At 34.2% G+C, this 20,238-nt stretch carries 18 protein-coding genes and 1 pseudogene; 2 read left to right on the plus strand and 17 right to left on the minus strand.

The genetic code is table 11. The annotated features are described in order from the left end of the window. Positions 1-152 precede the first annotated feature (152 nt). The 4 genes from Ana3638_RS20420 to Ana3638_RS20435 all read right to left on the minus strand — a co-directional run bounded on the left by Ana3638_RS20420 (position 153) and on the right by Ana3638_RS20435 (position 3,799). Positions 153-815, minus strand: coding sequence for a DUF6320 domain-containing protein (locus Ana3638_RS20420; protein ID WP_161839677.1), 663 nt, complete (start codon positions 813-815; stop codon positions 153-155). Positions 816-829: 14 nt separating this feature from the next. Next, the gene (locus Ana3638_RS20425; RefSeq protein WP_161839678.1) at positions 830-2,089 is read right to left on the minus strand and encodes a hypothetical protein; all 1,260 of its coding nucleotides are present in this window, start codon (positions 2,087-2,089) and stop codon (positions 830-832) included. Between the two features lie 350 nt (positions 2,090-2,439). Further along, positions 2,440-3,354: an alpha/beta hydrolase gene (locus tag Ana3638_RS20430; RefSeq protein ID WP_161839679.1), complete on the minus strand. Its 915-nt coding sequence runs from the start codon at positions 3,352-3,354 to the stop codon at positions 2,440-2,442. Positions 3,355-3,424: 70 nt separating this feature from the next. Then, a complete protein-coding gene (locus Ana3638_RS20435; RefSeq protein ID WP_161839680.1) occupies positions 3,425-3,799 on the minus strand; it encodes a YkvA family protein in 375 nt (124 codons plus the stop codon). Positions 3,800-4,091: 292 nt separating this feature from the next. Here Ana3638_RS20435 and Ana3638_RS20440 point away from each other — a divergent pair. Further along, positions 4,092-5,725 (plus strand): annotated as a pseudogene (locus Ana3638_RS20440) (ABC-F family ATP-binding cassette domain-containing protein). A gap of 264 nt (positions 5,726-5,989) precedes the next feature. Here Ana3638_RS20440 and Ana3638_RS20445 read toward each other — a convergent pair. Beyond that, positions 5,990-6,586: a zinc dependent phospholipase C family protein gene (locus Ana3638_RS20445; RefSeq protein WP_161839681.1), complete on the minus strand. Its 597-nt coding sequence runs from the start codon at positions 6,584-6,586 to the stop codon at positions 5,990-5,992. An 891-nt stretch (positions 6,587-7,477) separates the two neighbouring features. On the opposite strand from Ana3638_RS20445, the gene Ana3638_RS20450 reads away from it, so the two are divergent. Next, positions 7,478-8,755: an HlyC/CorC family transporter gene (locus tag Ana3638_RS20450; protein ID WP_161839682.1), complete on the plus strand. Its 1,278-nt coding sequence runs from the start codon at positions 7,478-7,480 to the stop codon at positions 8,753-8,755. A gap of 128 nt (positions 8,756-8,883) precedes the next feature. Here Ana3638_RS20450 and Ana3638_RS20455 read toward each other — a convergent pair whose 3' ends face one another. The 12 genes from Ana3638_RS20455 to Ana3638_RS20510 form a co-directional block, all read right to left on the minus strand. Continuing rightward, positions 8,884-9,081, minus strand: coding sequence for an alpha/beta hydrolase (locus Ana3638_RS20455; protein ID WP_161839683.1), 198 nt, complete (start codon positions 9,079-9,081; stop codon positions 8,884-8,886). Between the two features lie 77 nt (positions 9,082-9,158). Beyond that, complete coding sequence (locus tag Ana3638_RS20460) at positions 9,159-9,767, minus strand: nucleotidyltransferase family protein (protein ID WP_161839684.1); 609 nt, start codon at positions 9,765-9,767, stop codon at positions 9,159-9,161. A 90-nt stretch (positions 9,768-9,857) separates the two neighbouring features. Further along, positions 9,858-10,382, minus strand: a complete 525-nt coding sequence (locus Ana3638_RS20465; protein ID WP_161839685.1) for a dihydrofolate reductase family protein — start codon at positions 10,380-10,382, stop codon at positions 9,858-9,860. 259 nt (positions 10,383-10,641) lie between these two features. Beyond that, positions 10,642-10,968, minus strand: coding sequence for a hypothetical protein (locus tag Ana3638_RS20470; protein ID WP_161839686.1), 327 nt, complete (start codon positions 10,966-10,968; stop codon positions 10,642-10,644). A 488-nt stretch (positions 10,969-11,456) separates the two neighbouring features. Further along, positions 11,457-11,660 (minus strand): hypothetical protein, encoded by a 204-nt coding sequence (locus tag Ana3638_RS20475; protein WP_161839687.1) that lies wholly within the window; start codon positions 11,658-11,660, stop codon positions 11,457-11,459. A gap of 83 nt (positions 11,661-11,743) precedes the next feature. Next, a complete protein-coding gene (locus tag Ana3638_RS20480; protein ID WP_161839688.1) occupies positions 11,744-12,202 on the minus strand; it encodes a DUF3788 family protein in 459 nt (152 codons plus the stop codon). A 121-nt stretch (positions 12,203-12,323) separates the two neighbouring features. Continuing rightward, a complete protein-coding gene (locus Ana3638_RS20485) occupies positions 12,324-12,587 on the minus strand; it encodes a hypothetical protein (protein WP_202621519.1) in 264 nt (87 codons plus the stop codon). 362 nt (positions 12,588-12,949) lie between these two features. Beyond that, positions 12,950-13,513 carry a GNAT family N-acetyltransferase gene (locus Ana3638_RS20490; RefSeq protein WP_161839689.1) on the minus strand — a complete coding sequence of 188 codons (564 nt, stop codon included), beginning with the start codon at positions 13,511-13,513 and terminating at the stop codon, positions 12,950-12,952. 237 nt (positions 13,514-13,750) lie between these two features. Continuing rightward, positions 13,751-16,996, minus strand: a complete 3,246-nt coding sequence (locus tag Ana3638_RS20495) for a DUF5704 domain-containing protein (RefSeq protein WP_161839690.1) — start codon at positions 16,994-16,996, stop codon at positions 13,751-13,753. Positions 16,997-17,010: 14 nt separating this feature from the next. Further along, positions 17,011-18,240, minus strand: a complete 1,230-nt coding sequence (locus Ana3638_RS20500; RefSeq protein WP_161839691.1) for an S-layer homology domain-containing protein — start codon at positions 18,238-18,240, stop codon at positions 17,011-17,013. A 528-nt stretch (positions 18,241-18,768) separates the two neighbouring features. Beyond that, entirely contained in the window at positions 18,769-19,722 is a 954-nt protein-coding gene (locus tag Ana3638_RS20505) for a hypothetical protein (protein ID WP_161839692.1), read from the minus strand. Further along, positions 19,709-20,224, minus strand: a complete 516-nt coding sequence (locus tag Ana3638_RS20510; RefSeq protein WP_161839693.1) for a hypothetical protein — start codon at positions 20,222-20,224, stop codon at positions 19,709-19,711. The genes Ana3638_RS20505 and Ana3638_RS20510 overlap by 14 nt, the downstream gene beginning before the upstream one ends. Between the last annotated feature and the right edge of the window lie 14 nt (positions 20,225-20,238).

The following is a 20,238-nucleotide window of genomic DNA, read 5'->3' on the forward strand; positions in this document are numbered from 1 at the left end:
TTCTGAATATACCATATTAGCACGAATTTCATAGCTTCCGTTGCCTTCCTGGCAAGATTCCGCTCTGAAATTATATTAATTGCATGGAATATAATTCAATAATCTCGTTTCGTAATAACCTATAAGTCATCGCCAGTTATTTTAATACCAATTTACAAATGCATTCGTTTGTCTAACTCTTCCCTGATATTTTCACCCTCAAATAAGATGACGGCTGCCAGTGATAATACACTGATAGATATGGAGATTACGGATGGAAATTTAACATGAAGAAGATTTAGTAATATAAATAATATGGGAATTATACCAAATATACTGTCCAGCACAATGTATATTATAAAATCTCTGACACCTAACCGCATAATTTTTGCTGTGATATACATAACAATCATGGCAACAACGCAGACAATAGGAATTACATAATCCAAAGACCAACCTCTCCACCCCGTCCTCCAATCCCATAAAACAGCCAGGATAGAAATAACGGCAACCTGCCAGATAATACTTTTAGGTATATTATGTCTTTTACGTATTACCATAGCCAGGCTGATCCAGATACATAATATTCCGAATATAATAAACATCGGCCAGTTTACATTCACAGGAAACATGGCATTTACGGCCAGACTGATTACAACGATACTGATGGATATAAACAGCATAACCCGTATCATTAAATTATATTGATAAGTTACCGGTATTTCAGGAAATAATTCTTCCTCATCACTTCCTGTTCCGGATAACGTATTTTGGCATAATGGGCAGTATTTACGGTTGCCCCGAATATGAACCTTACAATGCTCGCAATACTGCATGATTCTTCCTCCTGTTAAAGGTTTGTGGCTATCTTTACATCAATACCTTTTTTTGAAAGGATTTGAAAGAAAGTTTTCTGAATATCCGTGTCCGTAAAAGGTGATGTAAAACTGATTACCAGATTATCCCCGTAAGAACACATACATATCTGGGGCCTTCTGGCACTGGTAAATACATCAAACTGCCTGATATAAGGTGTAAATTCTACCGGCATGGTTACTTTACCAATATTGGAAAGAGCCGCAGTAATACCTCTTTCATTGATACGGTTGGCTAATTTTAAAGTAACATCCTTTAGAACTAAAGGCACTACTCTTGTAAATACATTGTGTTCCAGTGCGGCTAACCGCTCCATATGATTTTTCAGACGTTCCTCTGTTAACTCCTTGGTAAAACTTTCATTTACACTTCTAATAACATCCTGTAAATCAGTCCTATCCTTACCGAAATGATATCCGATATTAATCGTACTGAAAAAATTCCTGGCAGATTCTGATTCAAAATAATTTCTTAGATTCACAGGAATCGATAAGACTACCGGATGTTTTTTACCACGCTCCGGCATATTCTTATAGATAGAATACATGAACAAGGCTGTCAGATATACCGTTAAGGTTGTATTATACTCATGTGCCACATTAAGAACCGACTTTACCGACATGGTTCCTTCCACCAGGCGCATCCGGTTTTCTTCTCTTCTGATTCCTCTAATATGATAGGCTCGTTCACTCTTAACCATCAGGGACAGCTTTTTACCGGTATAGTGTTTTAAGAAACTGTCATCCATCTTCTGGCTGATGGAAGCATCGTAATCTATTCTGGGTATCGTATTCTTTAAGGAATCCTTGTATTTTCTGGTAAAATACTGATATAATAAACTTTTCATGAACCAGAGAGCACCTGTGCCATCAGAAAGAGCATGAAAAATTTCTAGATTTATTCTGTTTTTATAATAGAATACCCGAAATAGAAGATTTCTTCTGTTCTCATTATAAATTCTTGCACAGACAGGCAGTGATTCTTCCTCTACAACAGGCCGTATACTGCTTGTTTCAAAATAGTACCAGAATACCCCTTTTCTTAATACGGATTTATAAAGAGGAAATATTTCTATCGTTTCATCCAAGGCCTCCTGCAATATAATCGGATCCACCCTTTCAAATAATTCACAGGCGAACCGGAAAACTTTTGTATCCCTTTCATTGCTGGTAGGCGGAAAAATCTTGGCCGCATTATCGAGCCTGGTCCATTCAACCTTTTTTCGATGTTTCATTTTTATACCCATTGCATAACACATATGCTTACAAATGTATTACTGCCACATATCCGGAAGAAGCACGGTTTGCGAGTTTCTCCGGTTCGCGTGCGCGTTCGAATTATTGCAGGCAAGCATGCTAATTCTCACTTTGCTATCGCGGAAATAAAATGTGAGACAAGTATCACCGTGCGAAAGAATCAACATATGGCATTCCTTTCTTCAAGTATATTTTTTCTATCGCAACATGGCCGTTTATCGGCCGCAAATGTTACATAAAAATAAAAATAAGGAGAAATATGATCATAAATTCCTATGACTTCATTATCATATTTCCAGAGAAACTGCAAAGCGGTTTCTTTTTCGCTCTATATCTCCTCATAAAGAAAACGGTTTATTATCTCATAACACTGTATAACATAAACTGAATGCCTGGGAAGGGATAAAAAGCCATGAAGTGCGTCATTTATCCGTTTAATAACTACATTATTTCCATATTCTATAAGGCGCATACCATACGCTTCCCCCTCATCCCGTAAGGGATCGTATTCAGCCGTTATAATCAGGGTTTTGGGCTGGTTGCTTAAATCGTTAGCTAACAACGGTGCTACATAAGGGTTGTATCGATCCTCTTCTCCCGTTATATATAAATCCATATAGTCCTGTATTCGCTTTGAAGTCAGAAGATATCCCGTTCCATTTTCCAGTATGGACGGAAACGGTGAATTATCACTATGGTCATTATAAGTAGAAGGATAGATAAGTATTTGTTTTACCGGTAAAAACTCTCCTCTGTCCCTGGCCATCAGGGATACGGCCGCGGCGAGATTTCCACCCGCACTATCACCAATTAAAACCACTTCTTTTGGTGTCTTCCGAAATATACTGTGGTCTGTAAAAACCGCCTTAGCAGCATAATAGCAGTCTTCTGCTCCAGCCGGAAAAGGAAATTCGGGCGCCAGCCTGTAATCCACGGAAACTACCACATAACCTGTTGCATTAGCCATATTCGCACAAATATAACTGTAACTGTCTATATTCCCGGTAACCCAGCCTCCGCCGTGAAAAAATAATAAGACCTTAAATTCTTTTCTTATATTTGGTTTAAATATCCTTACAGGAATTTCCCTGTCTTTAAATATGATTTTTTTATCTAATAACTTATATAACGGTTTTATATAAGGATGTGCTGCAATAAATAACTTACGTTGGAGCTTATAATTTTTCTTTAAATCAATAGGATACGTGAGGGCTTTTAAAGCCATTCTCCTGACACGATTCATAAGCCTGAGCATCTCCTTACCTAACATAATCTTGTCTTCATTTTATAGAAGAAACCTAAAAAAGTCAATCTCACCAGATGTTTGATACTATTCTGATTAATAGAACTACTACTGCTATCCAAATACACACAATTGGTATCGCATAATACCACTTGTCCGGTTTACCATCTTTCCAAATATCTATAGCTTCCTGTTTAGCCTGCTCTAATATATGTTTCGGAATCATCCTTATAGATAAAAGAATTAGTACCGGTAAAATAATTAAATCATCTAAATATCCTAAAACAGGAATAAAATCCGGTACCAGATCAAGTGGGGAAAGAGCATAAATTACGGTAAACCCGGCAAGAATTTTTGCATACCAGGGAGTTTCTTTTTTCTTAACCGCAATAAATAAAACTACTATATTTTTTTTTATTTCTTTGACTTTCTCTTTCAAATTCATTTCGTCTTATTCCGCAACATCCAATTAAATTTCCGATTGTTACTACCGGATATTTCATATGAAGCCTCTCCTGTATTAATCGTTTATTTTTATACACTAACCCAGATTATACCATAGTTAAGAATACATTTATATAAATATTTTATCGAAAGAAAAAATAAGTATTGGGAAACAAATCCCTAATAAGTCCCATGTTCCCACAAAATGCAATAAAACACTTGCAAAATAGTAAATTTACGTTAAAATATAAAATGAATCTTAACACGCAGAATGATCGAGAGGTATAAAAATAATGATACAAGCAAGTAACGTAACTTTAAGACTCGGTAAAAGAGCCTTATTTGAAGATGTAAATATTAAATTCACGGAAGGTAATTGTTATGGTCTGATTGGTGCAAACGGTGCCGGTAAATCTACTTTTTTAAAGATTCTTTCCGGTCAATTGGAGCCTTCCAAAGGGGATATCATTATAACCCCGGACAGCGGTTATCTTTCTTACAGCAGGATCATTTTAAATATGATGAATATGATGTACTGAATACCGTTATTATGGGCAATCAACGTTTATATGATATTATGAAAGAAAAAGATGCTATCTATGCGAAAGAAGACTTTACGGAAGCTGACGGTATTAAAGCAAGTGAACTTGAGGGAGAGTTTGCTACTTTAAACGGATGGGAAGCAGAATCCGATGCGGCGACCCTTCTAAATGGGCTTGGCATTGAAAATGAGCTTCATTACAAACTAATGAGTGAATTAAACGGCAGTGAAAAGGTTAAGGTATTATTAGCCCAGGCTCTGTTTGGTAATCCGGATATTCTGCTTTTAGATGAGCCTACAAACCATTTGGATTTGGAAGCAATCCGCTGGTTAGAAGAATTCCTGATTAATTTTGAGAATACTGTTATCGTTGTATCCCATGACAGATATTTTTTGAATAAGGTATGTACCCATACTGCTGATATTGACTATGCAAAAATACAACTTTATGCAGGTAACTATGACTTCTGGTATGAATCCAGCCAGTTAATGGTTAAGCAGATGAAAGAAGCAAATAAGAAAAAAGAAGAAAAAATCAAGGAATTACAGGAATTTATCCAACGATTCAGTGCCAATGCTTCGAAATCCAAGCAGGCGACTTCCCGTAAAAAGGCACTTGAAAAAATCGAATTGGATGACATCCGTCCTTCCAGCAGAAAATATCCTTATATTGATTTTAGACCCAACAGAGAAATCGGCAACGAAGTCCTTACCGTATCCAATCTCTCCAAGACTATAGATGGAGTAAAAGTTCTGGATAACATATCCTTTACCGTAAGCCGTGATGATAAAATTGTTTTTGTCGGTCCTAACACCCAGGCAACCACAACTCTTTTCCGTATCCTTTCAGGTGAATTAGAACCGGATGAGGGTGATTATAAATGGGGAATCACCACTACCCAATCCTATTTTCCGAAAGATAATACCAAGTATTTTGATACCGATGATACCATTGTAGACTGGTTAATGCCATTTTCTCCGGAAAAGGACGTAACTTATGTCCGTGGTTTCTTAGGCAGAATGCTCTTCGCGGGAGAAGAGGGGATAAAGAAAGTCAGAGTCCTTTCCGGTGGTGAAAAAGTCAGGGTAATGTTATCTAAAATGATGATTGTTGGTGCAAATGTATTGCTTATGGATGAACCGACCAACCATCTGGATATGGAATCCATTACGGCACTGAATAACGGTTTGATTAAATTTCCAGGAGTAATATTATTTACTTCGCAGGATCACCAGTTTATCCAGACAATTGCAAACCGTATTATGGAACTTACTCCTAACGGCTTAATAGATAAAGTAACAACATATGATGAATATTTAGACAATGATGAATTTGCAAGAAAGAGACAGGTTATGCAAATTGACCGCGGAGAAGATGACATCTAATGGAAACTTTACCGTAACATAAACCGGTAGAATCCTAAGCTAGTTTCTTCGTTCCATGTATTCGCACCTATGAATGCAAGCGTTTATTCAGATTCTCATTTAACTTATTTAAACTTAAAAGCTCTATCTTTATATCCGGGAAATTAATTTCCGATACAAAGATAGAGCTATTTATTTCCGCGAAAGCAAAGTGAGAATTAGCAAGCTTGCTTGTTCGAACGCCCACGCGAACCGAAGAAACTCGCAAAACGTGTTTCTTCCGGTTTAGGCGGCTGTCGCCTGGCTTATTCGCTTTTCGTTTAAATTAAGTTCAAATATCTGCAATATTGCGTCAACAACTTTATGGCATAATTCAACAATATAAAAACAATCCACCGTTATGACCTTAATTGCTCTCAGATATTCTTCATGCATTTTTTTGATAAATTCAAAAATTTCGTCTACCGATTTAAATATCGAACCATTCTCACGTCCTCGTATTGCTTCATCACTTTTAACATAAGACCGGAACGCCAGTTTTAAATCTCTTTCATAGGTACAGTGTTCTTTCAGGTTTCCTTTAAAAATATCATTATGGGGAAATGTAAAATAATCGGCTATATAGTGAGTTACAACACCCAGATGCCTTGAATAGTATCCGGTCATCCCCCTGTCCATATCATAATTATCCGTAATTTTTAATATTTCATTTTTTAGGATTTCAAAAGTTTCTTCAATGTTATGTTTTCTTGTTAAAAAAGATGGAACGCAATCCGGTAAAATACTGCCAATATAAAATGCCTTTTTGTGATTTACTAATTCTTCAGATTTCATACTTTTTATTAAATAATTCGCTAATGAGATGTGCGATTTTTTTCTCATAAAGTCCCCCGCTCTTATGGTGAGTAAAAATAAAACGTTCTGTCAGACTGGATACTTCGACTTGTCACGACACTGCTGATAAATATTCTACTACTTCTATAGTCAAAGCGGATATTCGCAATCCGCTATGTTACTTGCTCATAACCTTATGCCTGTTACGCAGGCATTTCAGTCGGAGCTTGAACTCTGACAGAAACAAGTTAGTCCCAAACCCATCGCTTACGCTTCGCTAAGAAGCGGGGGACTTACTTGTAAGGTTAAATAAACAATATATAATTAATGGTAAAATTAAGCAATGAAAGATAAAATTCCAAATTATATCCAAAGTCTTTTTACAAGCCTCAATGACTCTATTATAAATCAATTTAATCTATTTATAAATAGTGCAATTCTTATAAAATAAAAAATATTTAATGTGAAAATTGCTGTAGTACAAGATATATTAATAATTATTCTTTTTATTACAGTAATATTCTAAAAATAAAAGTTAAATTAAATCACAATATCTGGCAGGTAATTTACTTTATTTTTTCAGAAACCTATGAAAAATACCCATTTCTGTTGACATTTACTACATTTTCATGTAAAATTATAACAATTGTATACAAAAACAAGATAATTTTATTAATCGAATGGCACTTATAACCAGCAAATTATAATTATAAAAAATGGATTCTTTTAATGCATAGTATCATAAACGGATTTGCTGCTGTCATAAATGGAAATATTATAAAGTATAATTTAAAATGTATTTTTAAATTCATCCATTTATACCAATACTTATTTCAAAAGCTCTGTTATGCATACACAATTATACATATTGTGTTAACCCACTATGAGAACTATATTACCGTTATACTTGCCACCCATTAAGAATTAGGAGATGATAATTTGGACTCGAGTGAAGTCACGCAACTGATCATATTAGGTATTCTATTGCTACTATCTGCATTTTTTTCTTCAGCAGAAACCGCCCTTACCACTGTTAATAAGCTACGGATCCGTAGTTTAGCAGAAGATAATGTAAAGGAGGCTGTAATCGTAAATAAGCTGATTGAAAATCCGTCGAAGATGTTAAGTGCAATATTGATTGGTAATAATATTGTCAATCTGACTGCCTCTTCAATTGCCACTGCCCTCGCTATTCAATATTTTAACAGTATTGGTATCGGTATCGTTACCGGTATCCTTACCATATTGATATTAATATTCGGAGAAATTACCCCGAAGACCATTGCAACGATATATTCAGAAAAATTATCGCTGCGTTATGGACGAGTTATAAATTTATTAACTCAAATAATGACACCTGTTATATTTTTAATCAACCGGATTTCATTAGGATTTTTATTAATGTTTCATATAAACCCTCATGCGAAATCTTCTGTTATAACAGAAGACGAACTTCGTACAATTGTAGAGGTGAGTCATGAAGAAGGAGTAATTGAAAGTGAAGAACGCAGGATGATTACCAACGTGGTAGACTTTGGTGATTCTCTTGCTAAAGATGTCATGGTACCCAGGGTAGATATGGTATTTGCTGAAAGCTCCTTAACCTATGATGAATTAGTTGAACTATTTGCTCTTGATAAATATACCAGAATGCCCGTCTACAGTGAATCCAGAGATAATGTAATAGGTATCGTTATAATAAAGGATTTATTCTTCTATCAGGGTTCAAAAGAAGAATTCAGCATTAAAGATATCATGAGGGAACCTTATTTTACTTATGAATACAAGAAAACTTCAGAATTATTGATTGAAATGCGTAAAGAATCCATTCCATTGGCTATCGTACTTGATGAATACGGTGCTACTGCCGGATTGATAACCCTGGAAGACTTATTGGAAGAAATAGTCGGAGATATTCGTGACGAATATGATGATGATGAAGAAGATGCGATTCAAAATATCGGTGAAAACGAATATGTTGCTGACGGAAATACGAAACTGGATGAAATAAATGAAGTACTCGGATTAGAATTAGAATCCGATGATTACGATTCCATTGCAGGACATATGATTTATCTTTTAGACCATTTACCAGAGGTGGGCGAAAGCGTAACGGATCATAACGTTATCTTTACGGTTGATGCAGTAGAAAAAAACCGTATTGATAAAGTGCACATTATTATATTACCGGAATCCGAGGAGAAAACGGAAGAATAAGAAATATTTCACTAAATTACAAGCAGTACAGTAGAAATCGTGATTAATTTAATAGAAACTATACTTTGGGTTGCTGAGATACATTTCAGCAACCCTGTTTTGTTGATTACATAATTGTAAACCAATCGTTACTCCATAGGTCCAAAATAATTAAATTCCTTAAACCCACATTTTTTAACCACTGTCTCAATCTCCTTAATGATATTATGTACGGAATAAAAATCCGGATTGTAGGACTGATCACTTTCTCCATGCCCTCTTGTATCAATGGTTATAACAGTGAAATAATCTTTCAGTTTATCTATCCAATTATTTTCTGCCCTCATTTCCTTATTGGAGTCATACCATGTACCAACACAAGGGTATATCCATTACCGTAAACCTTATAAGCGATTTTACTTAATTACCAGGGAATAATCGATAGTTCCGGCCATTTTTCAAGCCAGCGTAATGTTTTCGATCGATAAATATCCTCTGTGATCTGTACTTTATTAGGTCTTACAATTTTACCAAATAAATCATTAAAACCAAAAGGAGCATATACTCTCAGACTATCATCTTCATTTTTTCTGACACCTATCGCTGTTGCAGTCGTTGGCCATGTATTTACGGCAGCTTCCAGACTTTTATATGGCAATATATCATATCCGAAATGCTCTTTATACCAGCGATGTACTCTTGCCTGATTTTTAACATCTAATTGAATTTTCATATCTGCATATAGTTCTTTTAAGCTGGTAATAACTTTATTTTCAGCTTCATAATCCAAATTGACATTATCAAAATAAACAAAGTCTATATCTTTAATACCATAGTTAAAAGGCTTATGAAATATATAATTCCAAACTGTTTGAGTTATACAACCCGCTCCAATATAGTAATTATTTAAACCTGATAACTTAGCTCGCTTAAGTACTTCCCTTATTAGCTCACTGGAATTTAAAATAGATTCCAATATTTTTATTTGCAGAAGTATATCTTTATTGTAACCATCTAAAAAGTCGTCTGACATAACTATTATCTCTTTCTTTAATTTATAATGACAAAAATAGTTGTTTTTTCACAACAGACATAACAGGCTTAATTAGTTCAGTCATTCATATTATATAGAATTATAATGAAGCTCTGTAAATTGGTTAAAGCGTCTTATCCCTTTTAAAACTAATCGTGTTTCAAAATCAAGCTTTTTGAAAAGAGGAATACCATCGCCTATGATAGTCGGTGCAATCGTAATAATCCATTCATCCACTAAACGTTGTTCCATAAACTCATGCAGTAATTCTCCTCCGCCAACAATCCAGATATTTTTCCCGTCCATCTGCTTTAATTTCTTTGTAAAATCTATTACATTACCATTGATAAACTCTACATTTTTATCTATCCCAAACATTGTTTTTGAGAATACGTAACATTGCTTATTTTTATACGGAAAATTATCACTTTCATTATTTAGAATCCAATCGTAGGTTCTTCTTCCTAAAATAATTGTATCTACCGTATCATAAAATTCAGAATACCCGTTATCACCTTCTCCTTCGGTATTAAAAAGCCATTCTAAGTGATCATCTTTTGTTGCAATATATCCATCCAGACTCATGGCAATATACAAAACTATTTTTCTTGGCATTCTCTTTTTCCTCCTATAATATATCATTTTTTTGTGGCAGTTTTTTTATGTGAAGAACAGTTTAGGTTAGATAATCATCCAAGTTATTATGCTTTTTCATAAGATTTTTCTATTTTAATAACATAATACTTAATTTTTAATTGGTAAACACCTCCATTTATTTGAAATATATTGATTTGGAAGTTTACTTGACAAATTCTGATTTGTCCCTGAATTATAGTGTAAATCAATTCACAATCGATAACTATTTTGAAACAGGCTAAGCATTATGACACTCTAAATAATCAACCCTTTTTCCAGTCTTTATAGCGTATTCTATTTCACCTTTTGTACTTTCGCCTATATATCCGTTTTTGTTAATCACATAAATTTCATCAGACATATCGATTTTTCTTTTATGGATATCGTCAAGCATTACTTTAATTTCAGGAGTGATTACATTTTCAAACTCACCATCAGCATGTCCAAACAATCCTACTGAAATAACTATATTTCCTTCTAGCGTTAATTGTTTTTGTGCTTTCAAGAACTCATCTTTAAACCTCGTACTCCCGCACAAAGTTATTACTTTATACTTTCCTACCATAATATCCTCCATTTAATTCGCATTATCTAACGATTGTGTAAGAATTTTACTGAAGATTATGCTTATAATGTAGAGTTGCGTAATATGTCAAGTCGTTCCTTCATGCAATAGGGAATTACCAAATTCGTAACTTCTTCAGCGGTAATACCTAAATTACATTGACCCGAATAATGACAGTCACGGTAAACATCACATGAATGATAATCTCCACATTCCACGCAATTATTGTACCCTTTTTCCGTAGGGCAAATAAAGTATTAGCAATCTTTTTTCTTTGCTTCACAGCTTGGACAGACGCTTTTTTTATGAACATTCCGTTCGATACTTACGTTTGGAACACAGTTGTGATAGCACACCCTATTCATTTCGTCGAATTTTTCGCTTCCCAAGAAGTCGCTTTCATTGTACTTTTTATTTCCAAGGCATATATCGCACCGATAACCGCAGGGGTATTCATTTGGGTCATATTCTTATTAATAGTAAGCTGCTCAAATGGACGGCGCCGACCAGAAGACACCGTTTTCTTTAATGTCGCGAAAACGGTGTCCCAACAAGGTTTCATCAACTATTCGGAAATCTTCTCTCGCGATTTGTACATAGAAAATATCATCGTCAAGCGTGATAGCGGTCAGCTGCTCATCCTCTGCGTTGAAAACAAGCGATGACTTTCCATCCCAAATTTCATCTGCCATATAGAAAAAACGAATATGTCCAATTAGCTTAGAAAAAGCTGGGAATGCACCATTTAACTACGGCTTCAATTCTTTCGGTGGCGTTAAAATTCTTCCGTCGTCTGCATAAAAATGAAACATAAGTCCTCCTCCTGCACGTATTTCTTTATTTTGTTTGGTTTACGTTTAATAAATAACATTTTCTTTAAATCATCAAAAAGAGTTAAATCATCTAAATAAATATCCATCCATTTACCATCATGAAAAGTATTGGCTTCATTATAAATTGTTTGTATTTTATGGGAATAATGCTCTTGTTCAAGTTCATATTTATCTCTCTCGTTTTTCCCAAATACAATTTGTACGCACAAACTTACATCATTTGCGAATAGAGTACAAAGTGTTCTGCCACCTCTACGGTACTTACAAACGTATTTCCAATTGTTCCATTTAGTCGTATCCAATTTTCGTTCCATCTCGTATAAACTCTCTACTAAATCGCATAACTGTGTCCAAATTTCAAATTTATCTGCTGGAAGTAAATTTTGTAATTCTTTATCCATGTTTTATCACCTCATATAGTAGTTTAGCACTTAAAACTATGATAGCCGTATGCCATATTACAATAATCTGTAGTTCGCCTTGTATAACGATTGAGAATTAAAAAATCTCTCACCTTAGAATTTAAATAAGACTCTTGTATGAATTTTCCACAACATTGGGTAATATAGAATACATATCGCAATTACATTTTTTATCAAAATACACTTTCAGATTCATAAACGCTTTCCACTTATCAATTGTAAAATTTGGAAGACCATGTCGCAAAGCTACATCAATAAACCTTTTTTCCATAATACAGGCGCCATTTGGCAAAGATATGGCGTCACTTAACTGAATCAATAAATCATAATCATTATATGTTATATTCGAAATATATTCATCCAAAAATCCTTTCTGCTCATTCGTACAATCATATTTTCCAAAAAAGGTATTACTATCCTTTATTGGAAATAAAATCCTGTTTGTCGATGCTCATCTGATGAAACATAATATCCGCCAATCACCATTGATTCACAATCGGAACCAACAGGGAATTATAACTTATATTATAGCACCATTATAGGATTAGCTCTACCTTTTTATTCCAATTATACCAGCTACTTATACTTAGTTTCTCATGCACATGATTCTACTAAATACTAATATTAAAGTTTTGCTGGTTCATGTACACTAAATTAATCAATATACATTTCAATGTTATACTGACTTTTCATGCTACTTCTGCCATATGGTTTGGCTCTCGTAACTTATTCGGTACGTTTCCAATCTTCCAATGTTATTTCATAAAAACAATAATCACCGCTAATTTGTGCGGAATCAGGAATATCCTTGTATTTCGTCTCAAGATAATGCATACCAGATTTTTGCATTACTTTACCGCTCGCAGGATTATCTACATGGTGGTGTGTATGAATTTTAGTAATACCTATTTTATTAAAGGAAAAAGCCAGAACAACTCTGCATGCTTCCGTTATTAAGCCTTGATTCCAGAATTTTCTGCTAACAAGGTAGTGTATGGATGCACTCTTTTCTTCGTTGTTTATTTCATTCAAGTAAATGGAACCTATTGCTTCCGATAGCTCCTTAATGACTATCACCCAATGATAGTTATCTGTTTTGGCATAATCGTTAATCCATCCTTGAAGCAATGATTTCGTTTCTTCGATATTTTCGTGCGGTTTCCAACCCCAAAATCTACTGACTTCTGGATCAGTTACCCAATTACGAAACATATCGTCAGCATCTGTTATTTCATATTTTCTTAACAGAAGTCTGTCAGTCTCTAAGGTCTGAGTTCCAATATGTGTCAAAGTTTCCTGCCTCCAATTATATAAATACTCATTAGTTCGTAATATCTAACAATTGTGACGAAATATACATAGATAATGAATTAAATTATCCCATATTATATATTTCTAAATATTTTTTACTCGCTATTATCTATGAAGCAAATTATAACTCATATTATAGCACCATTATAGGATTAGCTCTACCTTTTTATTCCAATTATACCAGCTACTTATACTTAGTTTACTTTTGAAAATAAATTAATGTGTTCCAGCTGAGATATAATCCTGTGCTGCTGATTTATCTGTATAATATAATACATAATCACCATCTAAGAAAATAAATTCATTTCTTTTATCGTCGACTTTTCTATACTGATATCCCTCCCGTTTCCACATATTACAATATCCATTTGCAGCATTATCAACATTAGTATAGCTTAAATGCCTTTGGCCATCCTGGATAGTTTCTATTGCGAAATTGACAATAATGTAACCATCTTTTAACCAAAATGGTTCCTTATAAGTGAGTCCACCATGGTACTTCACATATTCCTCTATTTTGTATCCTTTTGGTGTGACATGAATCTCACTTGGAAGATAATATTCCCCATACCAATATTGAACGCTTTTCACAATGGAAGCTTCGGTAACACTGCTAGGAATATTGGAAATGTAACCTACAAAAGTCCTTAAGCTTCCAGGCAGCATAATATTAGTATAAGTATAAATATTCTTTACCTGCGCTTTCCAGTCTTTCAAGGATACTCCGGTAAAATATGCAGTCTGGTTTAAGGCTCCTTCCGGAATTGTTAGGTAGGGATCTCCGGTTCTTAAAGCTTTTTTATTTGTCAAGTCCAGGTCACTACCCATTTTTACCATGATATTTTTCTTTCCGTTAAAAGTTTCAGAGTAATAAATATCAACAACTTGCCTGTTATTACCTGTACTGTCAACATAATAAAAAGTTGGTTTAATCCGGACGTAATCATTATCACCATACATATTTCCGACAGTTTGCAGATTAAACCTTGTTACATATCCAGTCTTTACCACTCCTACATTGCTGTATTTTGGATGTACACCATTTACCAGAGCTAAAGTATATTTAGGATCGTTACCGTTACTGTTTCCGTTTTGATCTTTATCTCCCACCGTATATTTAAAACCGGTTAAAGATAAGGATTTAGGAATGCGGAACACATCTTGCCATATTGGATAATCCGATATGTCATAAAGATTTAACCCGTAAATACGACCGGATACTTCTACATTGACTGTATCCGTAGCTACATAATTTTCAAGTTCTGTATTAGCCAAAGTTTCTATCTTATTCATACCGTCATTTGCATCTGAGTTTATAGCGATACTTCTAAAGTTTACAGTATATTTTCCTTCATCAACCCAGGTAGGTAAATAAAATTGTGTATTGGATGAAACGCTTGTCCATGTATTTTTCTTTACAAAAGCTCCACTGGTAGATGAACCTTTATAAACGTCAAAAGGAAATTTTACCTGTCGGGATGCAATGTACTTCTCATAATCGTTATAGCCGTACCCTTTAATGTAACGGTGATCTCCTGTTGTAGGAAGTTTAATATTAAAAGGCCGGTCTAATACCAGTGATGCTCTGCTGACATCCGGACTAATCATCTGATTATCCTGATAATTATCTTGAACTTTAGCATCACAAACGGTTGGTGTATGTACTACTATATTATTCACATCCGTAAGTTCATATGTTGTTTCTACATCTGTTGGGTTTATTTCCGTTACTGGTATATAAATTACGATACCTGTGGTTTCATACTCTGCATTTGCAGTGTCTGCCGGAATAATCAGTCCAGAATCGTATAATACATTTTCTCCTATTTCACTTAATCCGGAGGGAATTTCCGTAGGTGTATCCGTCATTTTCTCTTTCATTTCGTCCGAAATGATTATTTGTCCATTAAACGTAAGCTTGTCGTTTTTACACTGTATTTCAGCAACCGCTTCTTCCGCTTCGCTCCTATATTCCCTACTCGGTACACTGCTTGAATGTACTGTTTCTGATCCTAGATTAATGGTAATTTCATCATCCGGTTCGATCAAATGGTCATTTTCCTCATCACTATGAACATAATCAACTGTTGGCAAGTCATACCCAACGGGGACCAGTGTTATCCTTCCACCCGGTAGAGCATCATTATTCAGTTCAGCTTTTCCTACCCCATATACTCCTAAAGCAGATATAATCCAATAGGAAAAGTCACGAGCTATATTATAGGTATATGTCATATGTTTTATTTCACTATGATGTATGGTTTCTGAATACCCTTCAGAATCGGTTGATGTTGTAGTCCACTTTAATTCAAACGTTTTTTTAACATTTACAGTATAATATTTCGTTCCATATTTTCTTGTAAAAGTACTACCGGCTAAATATTCACTGGTAAAAGCATTGGCATAAAGAGATTCCGTTCCTGGGATTCCGTCCTCCACATCATAAGCCTCGTTTTCACGGGAATCTGCACGGAGCTTTGCAGTCGGATCAGTTTCTTCATATTCTTTGGTTATCTCTTCTTCCTCTTCACTATCTGTTCTGTTTGGATAACGTCGGTAGATTGCAACTATATTCAAACCATCTCCATTCTTAGCACCTTGTACTATGAGAGAATCTCCATTTCCTTCATGCCTAATATATTTTAAATCATCTTCATATTGCTGCGGGTACAAATTTTTATCTACAGATGTCTTACGGTTACCAAGTTTCCGTGTACTTGGTAAATTCTGATAATAAGTACGGTAAAGAAAATATGTTTCTTCGTTATAAACCTTGCTGTCCGGCACATTATTGGAACTAAGCTTAAATTCAGCGTGATTCTGATACTCTCCACAATCCTTAGTTCCTGCAGGAATATAATTTCCTGATTGGTACAATTGATAGGTTATTGTTACAGGGTAGGTCTGATTGCCTGCCTTGTATGTAATTTTTATATCAAATCGATCTTCAAAATCGTCTGGATTGGCCCAACTTTCCGCATTTTTGATACCATTTAAAGTTTTATAAATATCCTGATCTTTCGTGCCATTATGAACTTTGATGATTCCATTAAGGTAAATTATATCGTTATCCTTTATTGTTGCAAGGGCAGTACTTTCTAAAGCATCATTTACCTGCTTTTTTGTTAAATAAAAGGTTACGGTTTTTGTCCCATTCGGCATTGTTAGCCCTTCATCCTTCTGACCTGATACTAATTTAAATGTAGCATAGTTATCATCCGTTAATGGGTTACCATAACTTTTATCTCTACGAACGGTAAAGCCTATCGTTTCCCAGGTTATATTTGTGGTCGCTGCAGTGTCAGTTGTTATAAATTCAAAGTCGCCATTATCATACATTGTTGCAATTGCGCTTTCTTCAGCGGCTTCCACTTTTTGTTCCACTAATAACAGAATTAATAAAATAAGCAAATATATAATAATTATTCTTTTATATATACACTTATACAATTTTTTGAACAAATCATTCCTCCGCTTTAATTATAATCAACAAGTGAAGCATCAGTTACATAGTAGTCACTACCATCACTGGAACCATTTATAGTTCCTAATTTTATATCATAAACTCCGTCAAACCAGATATTTTTTTTTAATCCATTCAATAAGACGTTATCTCCACTTATTAATTCATCCGAAGTCATTTTTGTTCCAGAATAGGTTAATTTAAATTTTACATAAGCTCTTACGTAATAACCTGCACCTTTCTTATATAACGTAGACGGTTCCACTGATATTATTTGGGATTGGATTATAATCTTGTTTTTCTTTACTACTCCTACATATTTTTTAATTACATCAGTAATCCTTTTATCACTGTATGCATCTCCGTATTGAGTATAAGTGCTTCTTAAATTATTAATCCAAGCATTATCTACCGACTTATAGTTTACATTCAATCGATACTGCAGGTTTGTTTCTACCCTCTCCATCCAGGTATTCAGGTACTTGTCAAGTACATTCTGCATATCCCCGCCATGAAAATTAATATCCTTAAACTTTGCAGGGCTTGCATAATCTACCAACTCCACTGGTTTATAGTAATACTTTGACATCTGATACATAAATTTCATCTCATAAAAAGAATTTGGATAGGTTTCAAGTATATATTCATAATCCTTTGCATTTTTGGGTAAATTCGTTGTACGTATCAGCTGACCGTCCGGACTTAACTTCGCCCTTTTCTTGGTGTCCTTCAGCATAGCAATAACACCTTTTGCCCCGGTAATAGTCATATACTCGCTCCCTCTAAATTCACGGCTTTTTATGTAATATCCATTACTGTAACCTTTCATAAAGCCCTTTGCGTATATTTTGGCTATAGCTTCTCTCTTATCCTTAGTTATCTTGGAAATATCGGATATACGGTTTTTTAAAACTAAGTCCAGAAAGTCGGCATCTACCGTATCTCCATGAAGATATTCATCTGCACGGTTTAAAATTACTGCGGCATCAGCTCTGGTTGTGTATTTACTATAATCTGTAAAATCACCATCCTTTACGATACCGGCTTTTAATGCTGCATTCAAATATGTGGATTCAACATTTAAGCCGGCAGCTTGTACCGTTAATTTTACAAAGTTATAAAGTTTAATTTTACTGCTTGTCGCTGCCGTTGCGGACGAACCTGGAATTACAATAGTTGTGGCTAGAATGACGAATACTAATAAAAAGCTTAATCCTCTGTTTTTTTGTGTTTTTTCCCTCATTTTGTTTACTCCCTTCATCAACATCCTTTTTTATATATGGAACAAGTACTTTCTGAATGAAAAGTCCTGTTATTACACTACTATAAAATCCCTCATTTTTTTACTCAGTTGATTAATTTTCCTCATTATTCTCATTATTCAGGTTTAATAATATTATGGGTACTACCAATACTAATATTATTTATCATAGCTAATTTTCTGATTGATAAACCGCTTTTCCCACAACTGTATAATTTCTTTTCTTGTCATTTTCCGTAATTTTAATCGGTTTACCTAAAGATCGGTTTATCTAAGATTCACTGAACCACTTAACTTCCTCTCTCAATGCTTCGTTTTCTTTACTTTTTCTACTTTTTTCATTATACCATGAAATTCCAGGTGGTTTAAATAACTATTTATTCCTATTATTATATCAATCAAATAGTATTATCAGTAAAACAAATCAGAGATTTGTTACCGAAATTTATTAACTAACTGTCTTTCCAGCTATATATAAAAAAATGGTTATTTAATATCTGGATTAACATTTTATGGATTGCAATCCGGACAAGGATAAGCACCCTCAAGGGCACATTCTTCTCTTGAATAATAAGCAATGCCAGGATTGGTTTTATGAGGACAAGCCGATTTATGATAATACTTAGTACCATTACCTGCAGTAATAAAATAAATATTTGATTTTTTTATTCTTGCTCCACTCAATGCATACCGGTTGTAGGTGTCTAATCCTGCAGCAATATAAGGATAACCTTGAAATATTACCAATATACTGATATCATCAATGGTTCTGTACCAATCCGTTTTATCAATCTGAGGTAACCAAAACTGATAGGTGATACCGGATTGATAAGCAATTTCATTACGCTGATTAATATAATAATTCATGCTTTTTTCTATCGCTCCAATGATAGCGTTTCTACGGACTGTATCGAATGTATTTCTATCAGCTAATAATGAATATGGGAATTGAGCCTTTAAATCCTCATATTCTCCCGTATAAACTTCATTTGTGGATTTATCATATAAAGTCAAGTAAGTACCAAGGGTAAAATTATATATGATGCCGTTATTTTCAAGCGCATATGGCATCTTTTCACTCCATTTTTGCCCTAATAAGATTTCTCCGTTTGTTTGATAAGTATTTGTATAATAAATATAAAAACCATCCGTATCAGTCACTAAAATGATTGGAATATAACCTTTTAAGTTATTTTCTAACCGTTCATTTCCTATTACCCCCAAATTAGCATATAAAGATTCATAGAACTGATTTACAGCGGCTTCTTTATTTAGTACCAGATTTCTTTTACTGTCTACTTCCACCAAATTACTTGATCCATCATCAATTGCACTGTCTAATGCCTTATTATATTCCATCTTTTTATTTGTCACGGCAGTTAAGTTATTCATTCTTACATCAAGTATTGTTATTAAAGTGAGTGCAATGAAGAAAAAAATAATTGCAAGATTAGTTAACTTCATCTCTTATCATACCTCCGTATGTAACTATTATCTGTTCATCCGGGATATCAGCACGATAGAATAACTCCATAATTTTTGTGGCCAGTGTTTTAGTTCGATTCACTATAGTAACCGATATAAAATCACCTTGCTTAAAATAATAATCCTCTCCATGATCAAAGGAATCGAATATTTCATCTTGATATGTATTGGTATAGTAAGTATCGTAATCATTCAAAAATACACCTGTATTTTCATCATATAGAGGCTCTACCTCTTTATGACTATGTACAATCTCAATCTTATATAAATTATTGGTATTATCAATTTTTTCAATATAATCCAAATACATATCCCTACTTAGGAATGCGGTATTTTTTATGCTGTCTACCAGCTTTGTTGTCTCATTGGACATATAGTTCTGATTAATAGTATCCTGTTTCTGTGCCATATATAATAGTGGCCCAATAAACATTATGATTGCTGCAATTAGGAAAGCTATTACTTTACTAAACGAATTCATGACAACCCTCTTTT

The organism is Anaerocolumna sedimenticola (genome assembly GCF_009931695.1).
GTDB classification, from domain to species: Bacteria; Bacillota; Clostridia; order Lachnospirales; family Lachnospiraceae; genus Anaerocolumna; species Anaerocolumna sedimenticola.